General features: G+C 69.3%; 11 protein-coding genes and 1 pseudogene. 5 read left to right on the top strand and 7 right to left on the bottom strand.

Annotation, left to right across the window (positions count from 1 at the left end; genetic code table 11):
- Positions 1-13 precede the first annotated feature (13 nt).
- The 4 genes from ACZYRU_RS18230 to ACZYRU_RS18215 all read left to right on the top strand — a co-directional run bounded on the left by ACZYRU_RS18230 (position 14) and on the right by ACZYRU_RS18215 (position 6,390).
- Complete coding sequence (locus ACZYRU_RS18230; RefSeq protein ID WP_488958503.1) at positions 14-1,213, top strand: PucR family transcriptional regulator; 1,200 nt, start codon at positions 14-16, stop codon at positions 1,211-1,213.
- A 76-nt stretch (positions 1,214-1,289) separates the two neighbouring features.
- Complete coding sequence (locus tag ACZYRU_RS18225; protein WP_488958502.1) at positions 1,290-2,954, top strand: DUF3556 domain-containing protein; 1,665 nt, start codon at positions 1,290-1,292, stop codon at positions 2,952-2,954.
- A 97-nt stretch (positions 2,955-3,051) separates the two neighbouring features.
- Complete coding sequence (locus ACZYRU_RS18220; protein ID WP_488958501.1) at positions 3,052-5,961, top strand: helix-turn-helix transcriptional regulator; 2,910 nt, start codon at positions 3,052-3,054, stop codon at positions 5,959-5,961.
- 129 nt (positions 5,962-6,090) lie between these two features.
- Complete coding sequence (locus tag ACZYRU_RS18215) at positions 6,091-6,390, top strand: hypothetical protein (RefSeq protein WP_488958500.1); 300 nt, start codon at positions 6,091-6,093, stop codon at positions 6,388-6,390.
- A gap of 9 nt (positions 6,391-6,399) precedes the next feature.
- Here ACZYRU_RS18215 and ACZYRU_RS18210 read toward each other — a convergent pair whose 3' ends face one another.
- The gene (locus ACZYRU_RS18210; RefSeq protein ID WP_488958499.1) at positions 6,400-7,854 is read right to left on the bottom strand and encodes a protein adenylyltransferase SelO; all 1,455 of its coding nucleotides are present in this window, start codon (positions 7,852-7,854) and stop codon (positions 6,400-6,402) included.
- Positions 7,855-8,368: 514 nt separating this feature from the next.
- A complete protein-coding gene (locus ACZYRU_RS18205) occupies positions 8,369-8,974 on the bottom strand; it encodes a flavodoxin family protein (protein ID WP_488958498.1) in 606 nt (201 codons plus the stop codon).
- A gap of 675 nt (positions 8,975-9,649) precedes the next feature.
- On the opposite strand from ACZYRU_RS18205, the gene ACZYRU_RS18200 reads away from it, so the two are divergent.
- The gene (locus tag ACZYRU_RS18200) at positions 9,650-9,793 is read left to right on the top strand and encodes a GPGG-motif small membrane protein (RefSeq protein ID WP_488958497.1); all 144 of its coding nucleotides are present in this window, start codon (positions 9,650-9,652) and stop codon (positions 9,791-9,793) included.
- A gap of 85 nt (positions 9,794-9,878) precedes the next feature.
- Here ACZYRU_RS18200 and ACZYRU_RS18195 read toward each other — a convergent pair whose 3' ends face one another.
- The 5 genes and pseudogenes from ACZYRU_RS18195 to ACZYRU_RS18175 all read right to left on the bottom strand — a co-directional run bounded on the left by ACZYRU_RS18195 (position 9,879) and on the right by ACZYRU_RS18175 (position 15,723).
- Positions 9,879-10,601: a GAF and ANTAR domain-containing protein gene (locus ACZYRU_RS18195; RefSeq protein ID WP_488958496.1), complete on the bottom strand. Its 723-nt coding sequence runs from the start codon at positions 10,599-10,601 to the stop codon at positions 9,879-9,881.
- Between the two features lie 278 nt (positions 10,602-10,879).
- The gene (locus ACZYRU_RS18190) at positions 10,880-11,368 is read right to left on the bottom strand and encodes a GAF domain-containing protein (RefSeq protein ID WP_488958495.1); all 489 of its coding nucleotides are present in this window, start codon (positions 11,366-11,368) and stop codon (positions 10,880-10,882) included.
- Positions 11,369-11,429: 61 nt separating this feature from the next.
- Positions 11,430-12,245, bottom strand: coding sequence for a sigma-70 family RNA polymerase sigma factor (locus ACZYRU_RS18185; RefSeq protein WP_488958494.1), 816 nt, complete (start codon positions 12,243-12,245; stop codon positions 11,430-11,432).
- A 930-nt stretch (positions 12,246-13,175) separates the two neighbouring features.
- A pseudogene (locus ACZYRU_RS18180) lies at positions 13,176-13,476 on the bottom strand (transposase).
- Positions 13,477-13,998: 522 nt separating this feature from the next.
- Positions 13,999-15,723: a phospholipase D family protein gene (locus tag ACZYRU_RS18175; RefSeq protein WP_488958493.1), complete on the bottom strand. Its 1,725-nt coding sequence runs from the start codon at positions 15,721-15,723 to the stop codon at positions 13,999-14,001.
- Between the last annotated feature and the right edge of the window lie 67 nt (positions 15,724-15,790).

Raw genomic sequence — 15,790 nt, 5'->3', positions numbered from 1 at the left:
GTACTGTCCGCAGGTGGCCGACCTCCTCGCACGCACCGCCGCCGCGCTGACCGGCGAGATGACCGGACTGGCCGGTCACCTCGTCGAGCGGATGCTGGCGGAGATCCCGGAGCTGGACGGCGACCCGGTCCTCACCGACCTGCTGGCGGCCAGCGTGGCCGACAACATCCGGGTGGCGATGGAGCGGTTCGCGGCGGGCGGGCGCGAGGCCGAGCCGCCGGCCACCGCGCTGGAGTACGCCCGGCGGCTGGCCCGGCGCGACATCCCGGTCAGCGCGCTGCTACGCGCCTACCGGCTCGGGCAGGCCGAGTGCCAGCAGCTGATGATCGAGGCGTTCGCCCGTGACATCGACGATCCGGCCACGATCGTGGCGGCGACCGTCGAGTTCTCGACGGCGACCTTCGCCTACATCGACGGGCTCTCCGAGCAGGTCGTGCGGGCCCACCAGGACGAGCGCCGGCGCTGGCTGACCAGCGGCGCGGCGACGCGTGCCGCGCAGGTCGCGGCCGTCCTGGCGGGCGACGCGCTCGAGGCCGGTCAGGCCGAGCGGCTGCTGGGCTACCCGCTCGACGGGACGCACCTGGGCGTGGTCGCGTGGTGCGATCCGGACGTGCCCGACCTTCTCGAGCGAGAGGTACGCCGGATCGCGAGCGCCCTCGGTTGCGTCCGCGACCCGCTCGTGGTCAGCCCGGACCTCGCGACGCTGTGGGCGTGGCTCCCCCTGCCCCGCAGCGGGCCCGACCCGCTCGCACTCGACACGGCCACCGCCGGGGTCCGGCTCTCCGTCGGCGAGCCCGGCGCCGGGATCGCGGGCTTCCGGTCCACCCACCGCCAGGCGCTGACCGCACGCGAGGTCGCGCTCGGCGCCGGTCCGGACGCGCGGTCCGTCGTCACGTCGTACGCCGACGCCGGGCTGATCGCGCTGCTGCACTCGGAGCCGGCGGACCTCGCGGCCTGGGTGCGCGACGTCCTCGGCCCGCTGGCGACCGACGACGAGCAGCATGCCCGCCTGCGCGAGACCGTCGCGGCCTGGCTCGCGCACCGCGGCAGCCACACGGCCGCGGCGGCCGAGCTGTCGGTGCACCGCAACACCGTGCTCTACCGCGTGCGCAGGGCCGAGGAGGTCCGCGGCCGCCCGATCGGCGACGGCCGGCTCAACGTCGAGGTCGCCCTCCGGGTGTGCCGGGTGCTCGGCAGCCAGGTCCTGTGCTGAGCGCACAACCCCGTCCATCGAGCCTCGTGCTGCCCGCTGGATGCTCGGGACCACCGACCGCCCCTAGCGTCCGGGCATGGGCTTCCTCCAGCCGAACCTCCCCGACCTCGACCTGACCGCCTGGCGCGCCCAGACGCGCGCCGAGCGGATGCGGCCGATGGCCCGGCACGTCGCGGAGATCGGCTTCGGCACCCCGGACGTCGTGTTCCTGATGTACGTCCTCAAGATCGGCCTGTACGCCGGCGGCGGCGCGGCGTTCGCGCTCACGACACCGGGCGTCGACGCCACCGACCCGGGCGCGTTCCAGAAGGTCGTGCTGTGGACGATGCTCTTCGAGGTGCTCGGACTGGGGTGCGGCTTCGGCCCGCTGAACCTGCGGATGGTCCCGCCGCTCGGCTCGTTCCTCTACTGGCTGCGGCCGGGCACGATCCGACTTCCTCCGTGGCCGGGCCGGGTCCCGCTGACCCGCGGCACCCGTCGGGGCGTCGTGGACGTCGCCCTGTACGCCGTGCTGCTCGGCGCCCTGCTCTGGGCGCTGCTCTCCCCCGGCCCCGTGCTGGCGCGGGAGCCCGTGATCGCCGTCCTGGCCGCCCTGGCACTAGTCGGCCTGCGGGACAAGACGATCTTCCTGGCCGCCCGGTCCGAGGTCTACGGCACGCTGGCCGTCACCTTCCTGCTCACCGGTGCCGACGCGGTCGTCGCGGCCCAGCTGGTGATGCTCGCGATCTGGTGGGGAGCGGCGACCTCCAAGCTCAACCGGCACTTCCCCTTCGTCGTCCAGGCGATGATGAGCAACAGCCCGGTGCTGCGCTCGCGGCGGATCAAGCGGCTGTTCCACCGCGACTTCGCCGACGACCTGCAGCCCTCGTGGCTCGCGCACGCGCTGGCCCACGGCGGCACGCTCGTCGAGTACGCCGTACCGCTGGCGCTGTTCCTGTCCCACGGCGGCTGGCCGACGGCGGTGGCGGCGACCGTGATGATCGCCTTCCACCTGCAGATCCTCACCAGCTTCCCGATGGGTGTGCCGCTGGAGTGGAACGTCTTCATGATCTACGGGATCCTCACGCTCTTCGTCCACGACGCGGCGCTCGGTCCCGCCGACGTCACGACGTGGTGGCCGATCCTGTTGCTGATGGCGCTCGTCGCCGGCACCGTCGTGCTCGGCAACCTCGCCCCGCACCGGGTCTCCTTCCTGCCCGCGATGAGGTACTACGCCGGCAACTGGGACACGTCGTACTGGTGCTTCACCGAGGCGGGGCTGGCGAAGCTCGACGCCGGCACGGTCAAGGCCGCACTGCTTCCCCACCAGCAGCTGGAGAAGATCTACGGCCCCGAGGAGGCCGAGCTCCCGCAGTACATCGGGTACGCCTTCCGCGCCCTGCACAGCCACGGCCGGGCCCTGTTCACGCTCATCCCCCGCGCCTGCGGTCCCCGGCACGACACGGACTACCGGGCGATCGAGGGCGAGCTGGTGGCGGGCGCCGTCCTCGGCTGGAACTTCGGTGACGGCCACCTCCACGACGAGCAGCTGATCGCAGCCCTCCAGGAGCGGTGCGGCTTCGAGGACGGCGACGTGCGCGTCGTCCTCCTCGAAGCCCAGCCGATCCACCGCCAGACCCAGCGGTACCGCCTCGTCGACGCCGCCACCGGCGAGCTGGAACGGGGGTACGTCGCCGTCGCGGACATGTGCGCGGCCCAGCCGTGCGACACCGACGTCCCGGTGACGGTCACCGCTCCCTGAGGAGCGGTCCCGGCGGGCCTCAGCCCTCTGCGGGCCTCCGATGCCGGGCGACGCACGGGTGTCCAATTGGGAGCCCGTCAGTTGTACGGTGGTGGGAGTGTCCTCGAGTACCCCCGAGCTGCTCTGCCCCGTTCTGATCGGGCGGGACAGCGAGCTTGCCTCGTTGCAGCACGCGCTCGGAGAGTCGGTCCAGTCCCGCGGGTCGGCATCGTTCCTCCTCGGCGAAGCCGGGGTCGGCAAGTCACGCCTGGCGCGGGAGCTGGTGGAGCGGGCACGGAGCGACGGTCTCCCGGTGCTGGTGGGACGAGCGACGCCGTCGTCGTCGACGGTCGCGTTCCGTCCGATCGCCGAAGCGTTGTTCTCTCATTTTCGAGACCGGGACCTCCCCGATCAGCCGGAGCTCCAGCCTTTCCGGGGCTCGCTGTCCCGGCTCGTCCCGCAGTGGCAGGACGACGCCGCCCCGCAGGTCGACAGCTCGATCGTCGTGCTTGCCGAAGCGCTGCTGCGTCTGTTGCGCTGGATCGGCACCGACGGAGGGGCCTGTGTGCTCGTGCTGGAGGACCTGCACTGGGCGGACCCGGAAACCCTGTCGATCGTCGAGTACCTCTGCGAGAACCTCCACTCCGAACCACTTCTTCTGCTCTGCACCGTGCGTGCGGAGGAGTCCGGTCCCGCCACGGAGCTGATCGACATGCTCGCTGCGAGTCGGGCAGCCGAGGTCACGAACCTCAGGAGGCTCTCCCCGGCGCAAGCGCTTGCGATGGCGGGCGCATGCATCGATGCGGTCGAGCTTCCGGGCCCGGTGCGGGCACTTGTCTCCAAGAACGCAGACGGCCTGCCGTTCTTCGTCGAGGAGCTGTTGGCCGGTGCGGTCGACGCCGGCGCGCTCGTCCGGCAGGACGGCGGCTGGGCCGTGCACGGTCAGGTCGAGCCACAGGTGCCGCGCACATTCGTGGACAGCGTCAACCGCCGGCTCGACTCCTTGGGGGACGGGCACGTCCTCCTCACGGCAGCGGTCCTGGGCCGACGCTTCGAGTGGTCGCTCCTGCGCGAGCTCACGGGTGAGCCGGACGAGGTCGTGCTCCGTGCGTTGAGAGCCGGCGTCGAGGCCCAGCTGTTGACGGCTGACGCCACCCAGGCAGGTCGGTTCCAGTTCAGGCACGCCTTGACCGTCGACGCCCTGCTCTCGCGGTTGCTGCCGGTCGAGCGTGCCTCCATCGCCCGGAGGGCCCTGGACGCGATCGAGCTGGCCCACCCCGGACTGCCCGGGGAATGGTGCGACCTGAGCGCCGGCCTGGCCGAGCGAGCAGGAGATCAACGAGCAGCGGCGTTGCTCGTCGAGTCCGGGCGCCGCTCACTCGCCAGCGGAGCGCTCGCCAGTGCTGAGGATGCACTCGTTCGCGCTCACGCGTTGTCCGAGGACCCCCAGGTCCGCGCTGACGGTCTCGAGACACTCTGCATCGCGCTGGCATCGGCGGGGAAGGTCGACGCGACGCTCGAGATCGGGGAGCACCTGATCACCACCTTGCACATCGTGGCGGCACCGTTCGATCGACTGGGAATGGCGCACCTGCGACTCGCCTCGGTGGCAGCGGATGCGACCCGTTGGGAAGAAGCGGAACGACACCTGGCCCGCGCGCGACGCCATGCCGAGAAGGCCGACGACGGCCTCCTCTCCTCGCGCGTCGACGTGATCGCCGCCGAGATCGCCTTCGGACGGGGCGACCTGCCCGTGGCCGAGGACCTCGCGCGCGGGGCCCTCGTCACGGCCCGGCAGCTCGACCTGCCGGACCTCGCCTGCGAGGCGCTCGAGCTGATCGGCCGTTGCGCTCGCGTCACGGACCCGGCCCTGGCCGAGGAGACGTACATCGAGGCCGCGGCAGTCGCCGAGCAGCACGGGCTCGTGTTGCGGCGTGCCCGCGCCATGTTCGAGATCGGGACCATCGACTTCCTCCGGCTCCGCCCGCCCGACCGACTGGAGGCAGCGCGAGAGCTCGCCTCCGGCATGGGGGCATTGGCCCTGGTGGCACAGATCGACCTGCACCTCGCCGTCGACGCGCTGTTCAGGTTCGAGAACGAGCAAGCCATCGCGGCTGCGCGCCGAGCGAGCGAGGCGGGTCGCCGCCTCGGGATGCGCGAGCTGACTGCCCTGCCGTTGATGGCGGAGGCGGCGGCGCACGGCCGCGAGCGACGATTCGACCGCATGGAAGAGCTCATCGCCGAGGCACTCGATCGCGCGGGCGACCACGTGGGGGTGGCTGCTGTGATGTGGGGACACTGCCGGGCAGAGCTGTCCCTCATCGAGGAGGAACGGGATCGGGCCGGACGTGAGCTGGACACCCAGATGGACCTGTTGCGCTCCTTGCCGACCAGCCCGCCGCTGCCCCAGCGTGGGCTGTGGGCGCTCCTGCACGCCCTCGGCGACCGCGACGCCGAGGGCGCCTGCGCCGAGGTCCGCAGGTCGGGCGCGACGGCGCTCCAGCTGAACCTGGGGTTCGTGCGGTACGCCGAGGCAGTCATCGCCGGACGGGCCGGCCGGTACGAAGAGGCCGGCCTCGCGGTGGCCGAGGCGGACGACCTGTTGGCGAGCGTGGCGTGGTACCGCCATCTCGGGCGCCGCCTCGTCGCGGAGGCCGCGATCGAGCAGGGCTGGGGCGACCCCGGCACCTGGCTGCGCGGGGCGATGGCGCAGTTCGAGCGGCACGGCCACGACAAGCTGCTCGCGGCCTGCCGTTCGCTGCTCCGCCGGACCGGCGCCCCCGTCCCCCGCCAGCGCTCGGAGTCGCACGCAACCGTGCCGGTCGCGCTCCGCGAGCTCGGCGTCACCGGCCGCGAGGACGAGGTCCTGGCGCTGCTGGCCGAGGGCCTCTCCAACAAGGAGATCGCGGGCCGGTTGTTCCTCTCGCCGCGAACGGTCGAGCGGCACATCGCGAACCTGTCCGCGAAGACGGACCTGCCCTCCCGAAGCGCGCTGGTGGCGTTCGCGGCGCGGGTCGACCGCTCTTAAGTGAGGACCGCGCGACGCCTGTGTGTCGGCTCTCCCTCATGTGGCGCCACCTCCGGCCGGGGCATTCTCGACCCAGTCCCCGAATGGTGCAGACCCCCGCAGGCACCACCTCATCGAAGGAGAACCGCCATGTACGTCCTCGCCATCAACCACGACGTCGCCGACTACGCGACCTGGAAGACCGTGTTCGACACCTTCCCGCCCGCACGCGGCGGCGCCGTGTTCCACCGCCTCAACCGCAACGTGGACGACCCGAACAACATCACCGTCGTCGCCGGCTTCGCGACCGCCGACGCCGCGCGCGCCTTCCACAACGACCCCGAGCTCAAGGCGGCCATGGGCGACGCGGGCGTCACCAGCCCGCCGCGCATCGAGCTGTTCGAGGAGGTCGAGGCGGTCGTGTACGCCGACACCGAGGCGCGCCTCTGACTGGTCGGATCAGGTGCCGCAGAACGTGCGGTAGCGCCCGAAGTCGGCAGGCGGCGGCTCTGCGTACCTCTCGAGTCCCACCACCTGCTCGTACGGCGACCGCACCGCCTGAAGGAGGTCGTCCAGTGCGGTGAGGTCGCCGGTCGTGGCTGCCGCGAGTGCTTCTTCCACGAGGTGGTTGCGAGGGATGTGCAGCGGGTTGACCTCGGCCATCGCGTCGGCGTCCGGCCCGAGCGCACGCCACTGCCCCAGCCAGGCATCGAACCCCGCGAGGTCGAGGAAGAGCCCACGCACCGGCTCGACGTCCCCGCGGGCCGCATCTGCCAGCCTGCGCCAGAACGACGTGTGGTCGACGCGGCTGTCCCGGAGCAGGTCGAGCAGCGGGGAGAGCAGCTCGTCGCCGGTCGAGCGGTGGCCGGCCAGACCCAGCTTCGCGCGCATGCCCGTGGACCAGGCCGCGTCGTACTCGGCACGGAAGGAGCCGAGTGCTTCGGTGACCGCCGCGATCGCTCGGTCCTGGTCCTCGTCGATCAGGGGCAGGAGCGCCTCGGCCAGGCGGGCGAGGTTCCACTCCCCCGCTGCGGGCTGGTTGGCGTAGGAGTAGCGGCCACCCCGGTCGATCGAGCTGAACACGGTCGCCGGGTCGAAGGCGTCGATGAAGGCACACGGCCCGTAGTCGATGGTCTCGCCGGACAACGTCATGTTGTCGGTGTTCATCACGCCGTGGACGAAGCCCACGAGCATCCACTGGGCGATCAGCCCGGCCTGCGCAGAGACGACCGAACGATAGAAGGCGAGGTACGGGTTGGCCTCGCGTGCCGCGTCCGGGTGGTGGCGCTCGATCGCATGGTCGACCACCCGTCGCAGCAGCCCGAGGTCCCCCGTGGCGCGCGCAAGCTGCACCGTGCCGACCCGCAGATGACTGCTGGCGACCCGCGCCAGCACCGCGCCCGGCAGGGACTCCTCTCGGCGGACCGCGCGGCCGGTCGCGACCACGGCGAGCGAGCGCGTGGTCGGGATCCCCAGGGCGTGCATGGCCTCGCTGACGACGTACTCGCGCAGCATCGGCCCGAGCGCAGCGAAACCGTCACCGCCACGGGCGAACGGCGTACGTCCCGAGCCCTTGAGGTGCAGGTCGCGCAACCGCCCGTCCACGCCCACAAGCTCACCCAGCAACAGGGCGCGACCGTCACCGAGCTGCGCGAAGCCGCCGAACTGGTGCCCGGCGTACGCCTGGGCCACCGGCTTCGCCCCCTCCGGCACGACCGTGCCGGAGAGCAGACCGACGCCGTCGGGCGTGCGCAGCCGGTCCGGGTCGAGACCGAGCTCGGCTGCGAGCGGCTCGTTGAGGACCACCACCCGCGGGTCCGGTACGGCGGCCGCCACCGACGGCAGGGCCAGCTCGGGCAGCGCCGTCGCGTACCGGTGCTGGAGCACCGCGACCTGCTGCGGGACGACGGTCATGTCTCGAGCGTACGGGCGCCCGGATGGCCGTAGCCCTGCAGGTCTTCGGCCAACCAGCGCAGATGCGACGGAATGCAGAAGGCCGGATCCTGACGGATCCGGCCTTCGCTCCGGTGGAGGTGAGGGGACTCGAACCCCTGACCCCCTGCACGGGCGTCCTTGCCAGCTCCTTCTCGGCTGGCCTGGCTCGCTCTCGCCCGGTACACCGCTGACCTGGGCCGATGCACCGAATCTGGGCGATCGGTCTGCCCGATCGTATGCCTTCGGCGGGGCGTTTCTGGCTGCTTCTCGGCCGGTTTCGGCGTGATATGTGCTGGGTTCTTGCTGACCCCGTCGAGTACGAGTCGATCATGACACCGACAGGCACCCAAGCGGGCCTAACCCGACTGTCACCAGCTCGTGCGGCAGACCCCCCTGATCCACAGGTTCTCGGACCCGGCCGCCTCGGCCTCCTTGGCCTGCTCCAGTCGTCGTGCGGGGCTGTACTCCTCACAGGACAGAAAGTCGCCGATCCTCATGCGGGCGGATACCCCTCGTTTGCCAGCATCCTGACCAGGTGGGCTGAATTGGCGGCCGCCGTCCTGGTGGTGCTTGTCGTCTTCTCCGGCTTCTCGTCGAGGTCCTTGTAGTCGACGGCCTGCATGGCCTCGCCCACCCAGTACGTCGACCCGTTGGCGGCGACGCTGAACCCAGTGTCGTTCAGTGCCTGCAACACCTCAGCAGTCACATGGTGCGCGCCGTCCTCGTTGCCCACGACAGCAACCGCCCCGACCTTGCCGTAGGTCAACATCCGGCCTTCGTCGTCAGTCTCGCTCAGCTCGGCATCCAGCCGCTCCAGCACCAACTTGCAGACCGACGAGGGTTGCCCCATCCACACTGGAGTGGCGACGACCAGGATGTCGGCGCCCAGCATCTTCTCCCGGATCACCGGCCACTCGTCCCCGTCACCCTCGTCGGTGCTGACACCGAAAGAAATGTGGCGATCGACAACGCGCACCAACTCGCCGGCGACGCCATGGGCACGGAGCGCCGCGAGGAACTCTTCACCGATGAGAACCGAGCTCGACTCGGCAGGAGACTTCTTGAGTGTGCAGGACAAGACCAGCGCCGTCAGTGCCATACCGATCAGCTCTTCCTCGCGGCGGCCCAGCCGCCCATGCTGCCGGCTGTCGTCATGGCGGTCGTACCAGCCATGCTGCGCTTCTTGCGCTCAAGGCTTCTTACGCTCAAGAACCCGTGCTGGCTCTCGCCTTTCATGTTCGCAGATCTACTCGTCATGCGTCCTCCAGCGCCGTGTCGTCGCTACGCCGTACCCGATGCCAGCTGGCCCATGCAGACACGGAGACCGGCGAGCAGAATCGTCACCTGAATGGGCAACGGCGGTCACTTCGCGATCGGCTGGCCGTCTTCGGGCCGATGAGTGTGAGGAGCCCTCCCCGGCTGAGTACCACCTAGCGTGGTGATCCGATGGTCGAGGGGACCCCATCGACGAGCGGCGGTGTGCTCAGTGGCCCGCCGCCTTCTCGAGCGAGCGACGGCGTGCTGCCTCTCGTCGGGATGCCCCAGGGCGGCCGTCTCCCACGGCTCGCCGGCCAACTGGATGAGGAAGGCCGACATCGAGGATGGCCGCCGTCCTGGCCTGAGTGTGGACGAGCGCACGCAGTTGCGTGAAGCCAACAAGCGGATCCCCGTTCAAACATGGACTCTCGCTGAGAAGCTTTGCGTTGTCGAGTTGGTTCGCGGAGTTTGGGTTTGACGACATTCGGTTGGGTACCCATGGCGAGGAGGAAACGACATGATGACGTTGCTATGGGTTGTCGCAGTAGTGCTGGTGATCGCCGGAGTGGTCACGCTGGTGCGCGGGCAGATGCTTTTCGGAATCATTCTGATTGTGGTCGGGCTGCTGGTCGGTCCGGGCGGTGTCAGTATCTTCACCTGAGCGACTCCGACCACCGCCGCCTTGTGACCTTGGGCGTGCCGGTCGTGCCCGGTTGAGGTCAGCGTCTGGCTCGAGCGTCGAGCCTTCAGTTGGCGCCGAGTTGGTGGGGTGTGAAGGAGCCGTCGATAACCGCGGCGGCGACGTCCCTGAGTGGCTGGTTGTTCCGTCGGCTTTGGTTGCGCATTAGCCGGAAGGCTTCGTCGATGGCGATGCCGGCGCGGGCGTGAAGGACCCCCTCGGCTTGCTCGATGAGGACCCGGCTGTTGAGGGCGGTCTGCAGCTGCTCGGCAATGAGTTCGGACTCCCGGACGGCGCGCTCTTGGAGGAGCCCGATCGTGGCGACGTCGGCGAGCGCCTGCCCGAGGGCGAGGTCGTCGTCGCTGAGGGTGGACTGGTGGAGGCAGAACAAGTTCATTGCGCCAATGACCTGATCGCGCAGACGCAGCGGTATGGCGTGGGTGGACCGGTAGCCCGCCTCGATGGACGCTGCGGTGAACCGTGGCCAGCGGGTTTCGGCATCGGAGAGGTCGACGTTGGCCACCACGCGGCCGGTGTTGAAACAGTCAAGACATGGTCCTTCCGCACTTTGCAGTTCGAAGAGCTCCAGCACCTGCGCGCGGTTGCTGGTGGATGCGACCACCTGCAGGTGTCCGTGCTGGTCACTGAGGATCACTCCGGCGGCGTCGGCGTTGAGCAGCTCGACGCTCCGCTCGGTCAGCGTGTGGAGGAAATCGAGGGCGTCGAACTCGTCGACCAGCGTGTCCGCGAGCTCGACAAAGACGCGAGTGATTCGCTGTTCTTCGTTCATGCTTTGTTCCTTCCTGACTGATCCGGAGACCGCGGGTCACTCGTTTCCCATGCCTTCATGATCGTCCTCGTCAAGGTGAAAGCGAAGGTTGCCGGCCAGCACTTCCCGGGCGATCTGGAGAATCGGCCGATCGGCGGCGTAGGCGTGCGCTCGGAGCAGAAGTAGGGCCTCGGTCAGGCCGACTACGGCCTGGACAGAGATCACCCCGGTGGCTTGGTGGATCTCGGCGCGGCTCTCGAGGGGTTCGCCGAGTCGTGGGTGCAGTCCCTGCCCTGGCGTCATCTTGCCTTGCAGGTGCGGCAGGATGACGACAGCCGCATCCGCGTAGGCGAGGGCGTCGCCGAGCTGCTCGGCGTCGAGGTTTCCGGGGGTGGCGCGGTAGAGGTCGAGGATTCCGAGCGAATCGCTCCGACCTGCGAGGGGAACGCGAAGATGGCGGCGATTCCGGCCTCGAGCACTGCAGGGCCATACCCTGGCCAGCGGGTGCTTTCAGTCCGGGCAAGGTCGGGTTGCATGACGGGTCGACGGTCGAGGGAGGCATCCAGGCAGGGGCCCTCGCCGAGGGTGAACTGCAGGTCTTCAATCAGGGTGGCTGGCCCGTCGGTTGCCGCGATGACTCCCTGGTGTCCAGCGTCGTTCATCAATGCCAAGCCAACGCCGTTGATCGGCAGGGCTTCGGCGCAGTCTTGGCACAGCCGTTCAGGCAGGGTGTACGAGCCTCGACCTTCGGCTGTCACCGAGGACAGGATCTGGCCCGCGGTTCTCACGCCACAGCCCCAACGCCGACGCGATGTTGGGGTGGGTCGTCGCGGGAGCCGGTCATCGACCTCAACCGGCGAGCTCGTCCCTGGCCAAACGCAGGATGCGGGCAAGGATCCTCGAGACCTGCATCTGGGTGGCGCCGACGATTCCTCCGATCTCCTGCTGGGTCAGGTCGTCGATGAACCGCAGCCGCAACACGAGCCGGTCGCGGTCGCAGAGATTGCGAAAGACCGGTGCCAGAGTCAGCTTGGCCTCCACCCATGCAAGGGCCGGGTCGTCGTGGCCCATCGCCTCGATCCACGTCGAGTCGCTGCGAGAGTCCGTGACGGCCGGGCGGTCCAGCGAGGTCGGAGTGAAGCAGCCATTGGCGGTCAGCGCCTCGACGAGGGTGGTCTCATCGACGCCGAGGTACTCGGCGACCTCAGCCCGAGTCGGCGTCCGAACCAGTGTCTGGGTCAGGGCCGAGGTAGCGGCCGAGATCCTTGGCTGGAGCTCTTGGATGCGCCGGGGTGGTCGCACGGTCCAGCCCTGGTCGCGGAAGTGTCGTTTCAGCTCGCCGAGGACGGTGGGCACCGCATAGGAGAGGAAGTCGGAACCGGCGCCGGGGTCGAACCTGTGGACCGCCTGGACCAACCCGAGTCGAGCAACTTGGACCAGGTCCTGTGACGGGATCCCGCGGCCGACGTAGCGCATCGCGAGGCGGTCGGCCACAGGCAGGTTGACCAGCACCGCCTTGTCGAGAAGGCGGGCCTTGGCGACGGGATCGGTAGTCGAGGAGGCGAGCAGAAGGTAGCCGCGCGTCTGTTGGGTCCGAACGAGATCGGCAGGACGCTGTGACCTCTGGCGCAGCGCCCGGCGCTCCGCGAGCGTCTGGACGGTCACGACCGTCATCGTCTGCGCGCGTCTCGGAGGTACAGGGGGCTCCAGACCAGAGCGGCCGCTACGACTCGCGCGCGGGAAGCCATGGCGACCACGAACGTGAGGTGAGGAGACGAACCAACCGTCAACGACGTGAGATGGCTTCGGTGAGACCGGCCGTAGATGTGCTGCTGGCGGGCAAACATGTGGACTCCGTCTAGCCGATTAGGGATCCGCCGGGGTCCGAGGCAGCACTGCTCTCCCACCCTACTCCTGCGCGCGGAACAAGGCACCAAACCAGGCGATTCCGGTCACCGACTGGCGCGGTTCTGTTGTGCGGGCTCGTTTGGAGCCGCAGCACCGACACCGGCGGCGCGTGGTCGAGGATCTGCAGGACTCCTCAAGGCGCGTCATGATGAACGGCAGCCAAGGCGCTCCCACCTTGGACGAGGGCGATAGGCATCAACGAGCCGACAAGTAGGCCCACAACTACCGGCTGGGACCGCGTGCTGGTCGTGGGGAGCGGCTTGCTCGGTGCGCCGTCGACGCCAAGGTCGACGTCATTGCCGGCCGCGGTATCAAGTCCTTGCGGATCGGCTTCAGCCTCGTCGGCACTTTGTTCCACCGCGGCGGCATCTACCTTCCGCGTCGACTCCATCCGAACCCCCCGAGGAGCAGAACGAGCAGGACGACGATGACGATGATCCACAACATGTGTGTTGAGTACCCAACGCCAAGGATCCAACGCTCCGATCTGGAGATTGGTACTCGAAGTTCCTGCTCACCGCGTGATCCGGTGGCTGCACTCTAGGCGGCCCGTTCATTCACCACGACCGTGGGCAGCCAGTGCCGCGGGTGTCAGTCCTCCTCGTCTTCGGTGGTCTCCTCGGTGTCGACCAGGACCATGCGAGAGCGGGCCAGGACGTCGAGGCCGAGGTAGCGACGCCCTTCGGCTCAGTCGTCGTGTTGCTCGGCCAGGACGGCGCCGATGAGGCGGAACGCGGAGTTGCGATCGGAGAAGATCCCCACGACGTCGCTGCGGCGGCGGACCTCGCGGTTGAGCCGCTCGCTGGAGTTGTTGGACCAGCGCTGGCCAGATCTCCTTGGGGACCGGGGTGAAGGCGAGGAGACCGGCACGGGCGTCGTCGAGGCGTTCGGCCACCGCGGGGAGCTTCTCGGCCAGGGCCTCCACCACGCGGCCGAACTGGGGCGTGCACCGACTTGGCGTCGGGCTGTCATAGATCGAGTGCAGCACCGCCGCAGCCCACCCCCAGCTGCGTCCGCGGCCAGGAACGTGTAGAGCCCCTGGTCCCTAGTCCAGGGGGCGGGTGGGGAAAGTCCTCGACGTGGGCGTCGCATGAAGGAACTAACGCGCCTGACGATCAATGAATCGACAACTCAGCGCCGAGTGGTCAGTGCCCGCTCGGCCCGCCGGCGGCGCTCGAGCAGCCAGGCCAGGTGTTGGTCACCCCTTGCAGGTCGACCTTGCTCATGACGTGTCTGGCCACGCCACCCTTGCTGGCGGTGTCGAGCCCCAGGAGGATCACCAGGAGCGCCCGCGTGCCTCCGGCCTGACCTTCTGCGAAGAACCGATCCTGCAACTCGCTGAGGAGGTCGCCGCGGTTGACGCTGAACTTCGTGGCGGCGCGTTTGTCGTCCTCCTAGCCCGGAGTGCCGCCACAGTGCATCTGGTCCAGGTCGAAGTCCGGGGCGGCCACCAGGGCCTCCCGCGGGTCCGCACTCCAGGCCCCGGTGCCCGGCTTCTGCTTGGCCATGATCAGGTCCCTACTCCTGGGTCGGGTCGACCATCGGGGTCGAACAGGACTTCATAGAGGCGCGGGGCCCAGACGAGCTGAGCCGCTGTGAGCTCGGGTGTGGCCAGCCGGCGCAGCCGGCCGGGGGGACGTCCGCCAGCCTGCGATAGGCCCTCGGCAAGGAGGCGTACCCGTTCACGGCGCTTGAGATGGCCGGGGATGTGGGTCGCCATCGAGCGGGGGATCGGGATTATGCGATGGGGCGCCCAGTTCCGGAGCCTTCCGCGGATGCCGCTCAGCGTGTCGGGGCTGCCGCCGCCGTACCACTCATCGAGGGCGTCTGCACAGGCCACCATGGCGTCGAACAGCTCGCGAGGGTCATTGGGTAGGTCGTCGGTCTCGCAGCTCAGGTGCTCAGCGATCAGGGTGCGGAGCAGCACCCGGGGGAAGGCGTCTTCGGGGGCCGCCTGGTCGGGGTGTCCGCGCGCGTCGACGATGGTGCACGCGATCTCGCTGTCGCCCGTCCACGAACGCCGGTTGAGGTTGTCGGAACCGACGCTGGCCCACCGGTGGTCGATGACGCAGGTCTTGGAGTGTACGTAGATGGGCAGGCCCGCCTCGTTGCACAGGCCGAACAGTGCGACCCGGTCACCCCCGGCCTCGATGATCGCGCGCATCGCGAGGGAACGCCCGTACAGCTGCGGCACCTCGGCCAGCGCCCCCTCGAGGTCTGGCACCATCGGCAGCACCACCACCAGGTGGAGCTCGGGCTTGTCCCGCAGGGCAGCAGCGAAGTGCTCGCCGACGTCGTCCGACCACAGGTACTGGTCCTCGACGTAGATCAGACGATCGGCCTGGTGGATCGCCTTGAGGTTGCCCAGCATCACCGAGCGCTCACCCTCGGGTGCGAAGTCGAACCCTTTGGGTGCGATCACCGGGAAGGTGCGGATGATCTGCACTACGTCGTTACCGTCGGGACGGGGATCGGGTGGGGGCGACTGGTCGCCGAGCGGCTCGGCGGACAGGTCCTCGCGGTGGAACAGGCTCGACAACAGCCGTCCGGGGTTGACGGTGAGTGGGGTGCTGTCCTCCCAGCGTTCGCGGAACGTCGTTTCGACGTCGTGCACCGCCGGGCCTTGGATGGCCACTTGGACGTCGTGCCACGCTGGGGTCGGGCCGTAGGCCTTCGCGAGCTCCACCACCTGGTGGTCGCCCCGGTGGTGGTGGTCGTCGCGTCGGCCGTGACAGAGATCGATCCCACCGACGTAGGCGACGTCGCGGGTCGGGTCGTCGCCGTGACGGATCACGACGAACTTTTGGTGGTGCGCGCCGCGGGTGCGCACCCGCATGTCCCGCAGGCACTGCCCACCGGCCTCGCTGATCTCCTCGCCCAGGTGCCGGTGGCGCTGTGCGCTGTAGCCGAGGCGGTGCCAGTGGGAGCGCCACAGCAGTCCGCGGACGTCGACGCCGCGCTTCACCGCGGCGACGAGCGTTGCGCTCAGGGTCGAGCTTGGGTCGTCGGTGAGCTGCTGGTCGGGGTCGCCCTGCCAGTCGGCGAAGTAGAGGCGGTCTCCGGGGCCCAGGTTGCTGATGCGTCCGTGGAGCTCCTCGAAATAGGGACGCCCGTGGATGATGGCCCGGACCGTGTTGCCGCTGCTCCAGGCGGTGCCGTCGCCGCGGATGTCGTCGATGCGGGTATGCGGGTTCTCCCTCTCCTCGCTGCTCAGGAACCAGGCGCGCACATCCACAGAACCATCTTGTCTTCTTTGTCAATCTGTCACGCTGGAGGTGTCCATTCCGACCTGCGAGTTCATG

The organism is Nocardioides sp. F233, from assembly GCF_057813895.1.
This window is presented reverse-complemented; position numbering and strand designations above follow the sequence as displayed.

What these genes read in the sequence shown, in the direction of transcription:
- ACZYRU_RS18225 (WP_488958502.1), top strand. Translation starts at nt 1,290, where the DNA reads ATGGGCTTCCTCCAGCCGAACCTCCCCGACCTCGACCTGACCGCCTGG.
- ACZYRU_RS18215 (WP_488958500.1), top strand. Translation starts at nt 6,091, where the DNA reads ATGTACGTCCTCGCCATCAACCACGACGTCGCCGACTACGCGACCTGG.
- ACZYRU_RS18210 (WP_488958499.1), bottom strand. Translation starts at nt 7,854, where the DNA reads ATGACCGTCGTCCCGCAGCAGGTCGCGGTGCTCCAGCACCGGTACGCG.
- ACZYRU_RS18205 (WP_488958498.1), bottom strand. Translation starts at nt 8,974, where the DNA reads ATGGCACTGACGGCGCTGGTCTTGTCCTGCACACTCAAGAAGTCTCCT.
- ACZYRU_RS18200 (WP_488958497.1), top strand. Translation starts at nt 9,650, where the DNA reads ATGATGACGTTGCTATGGGTTGTCGCAGTAGTGCTGGTGATCGCCGGA.
- ACZYRU_RS18195 (WP_488958496.1), bottom strand. Translation starts at nt 10,601, where the DNA reads ATGAACGAAGAACAGCGAATCACTCGCGTCTTTGTCGAGCTCGCGGAC.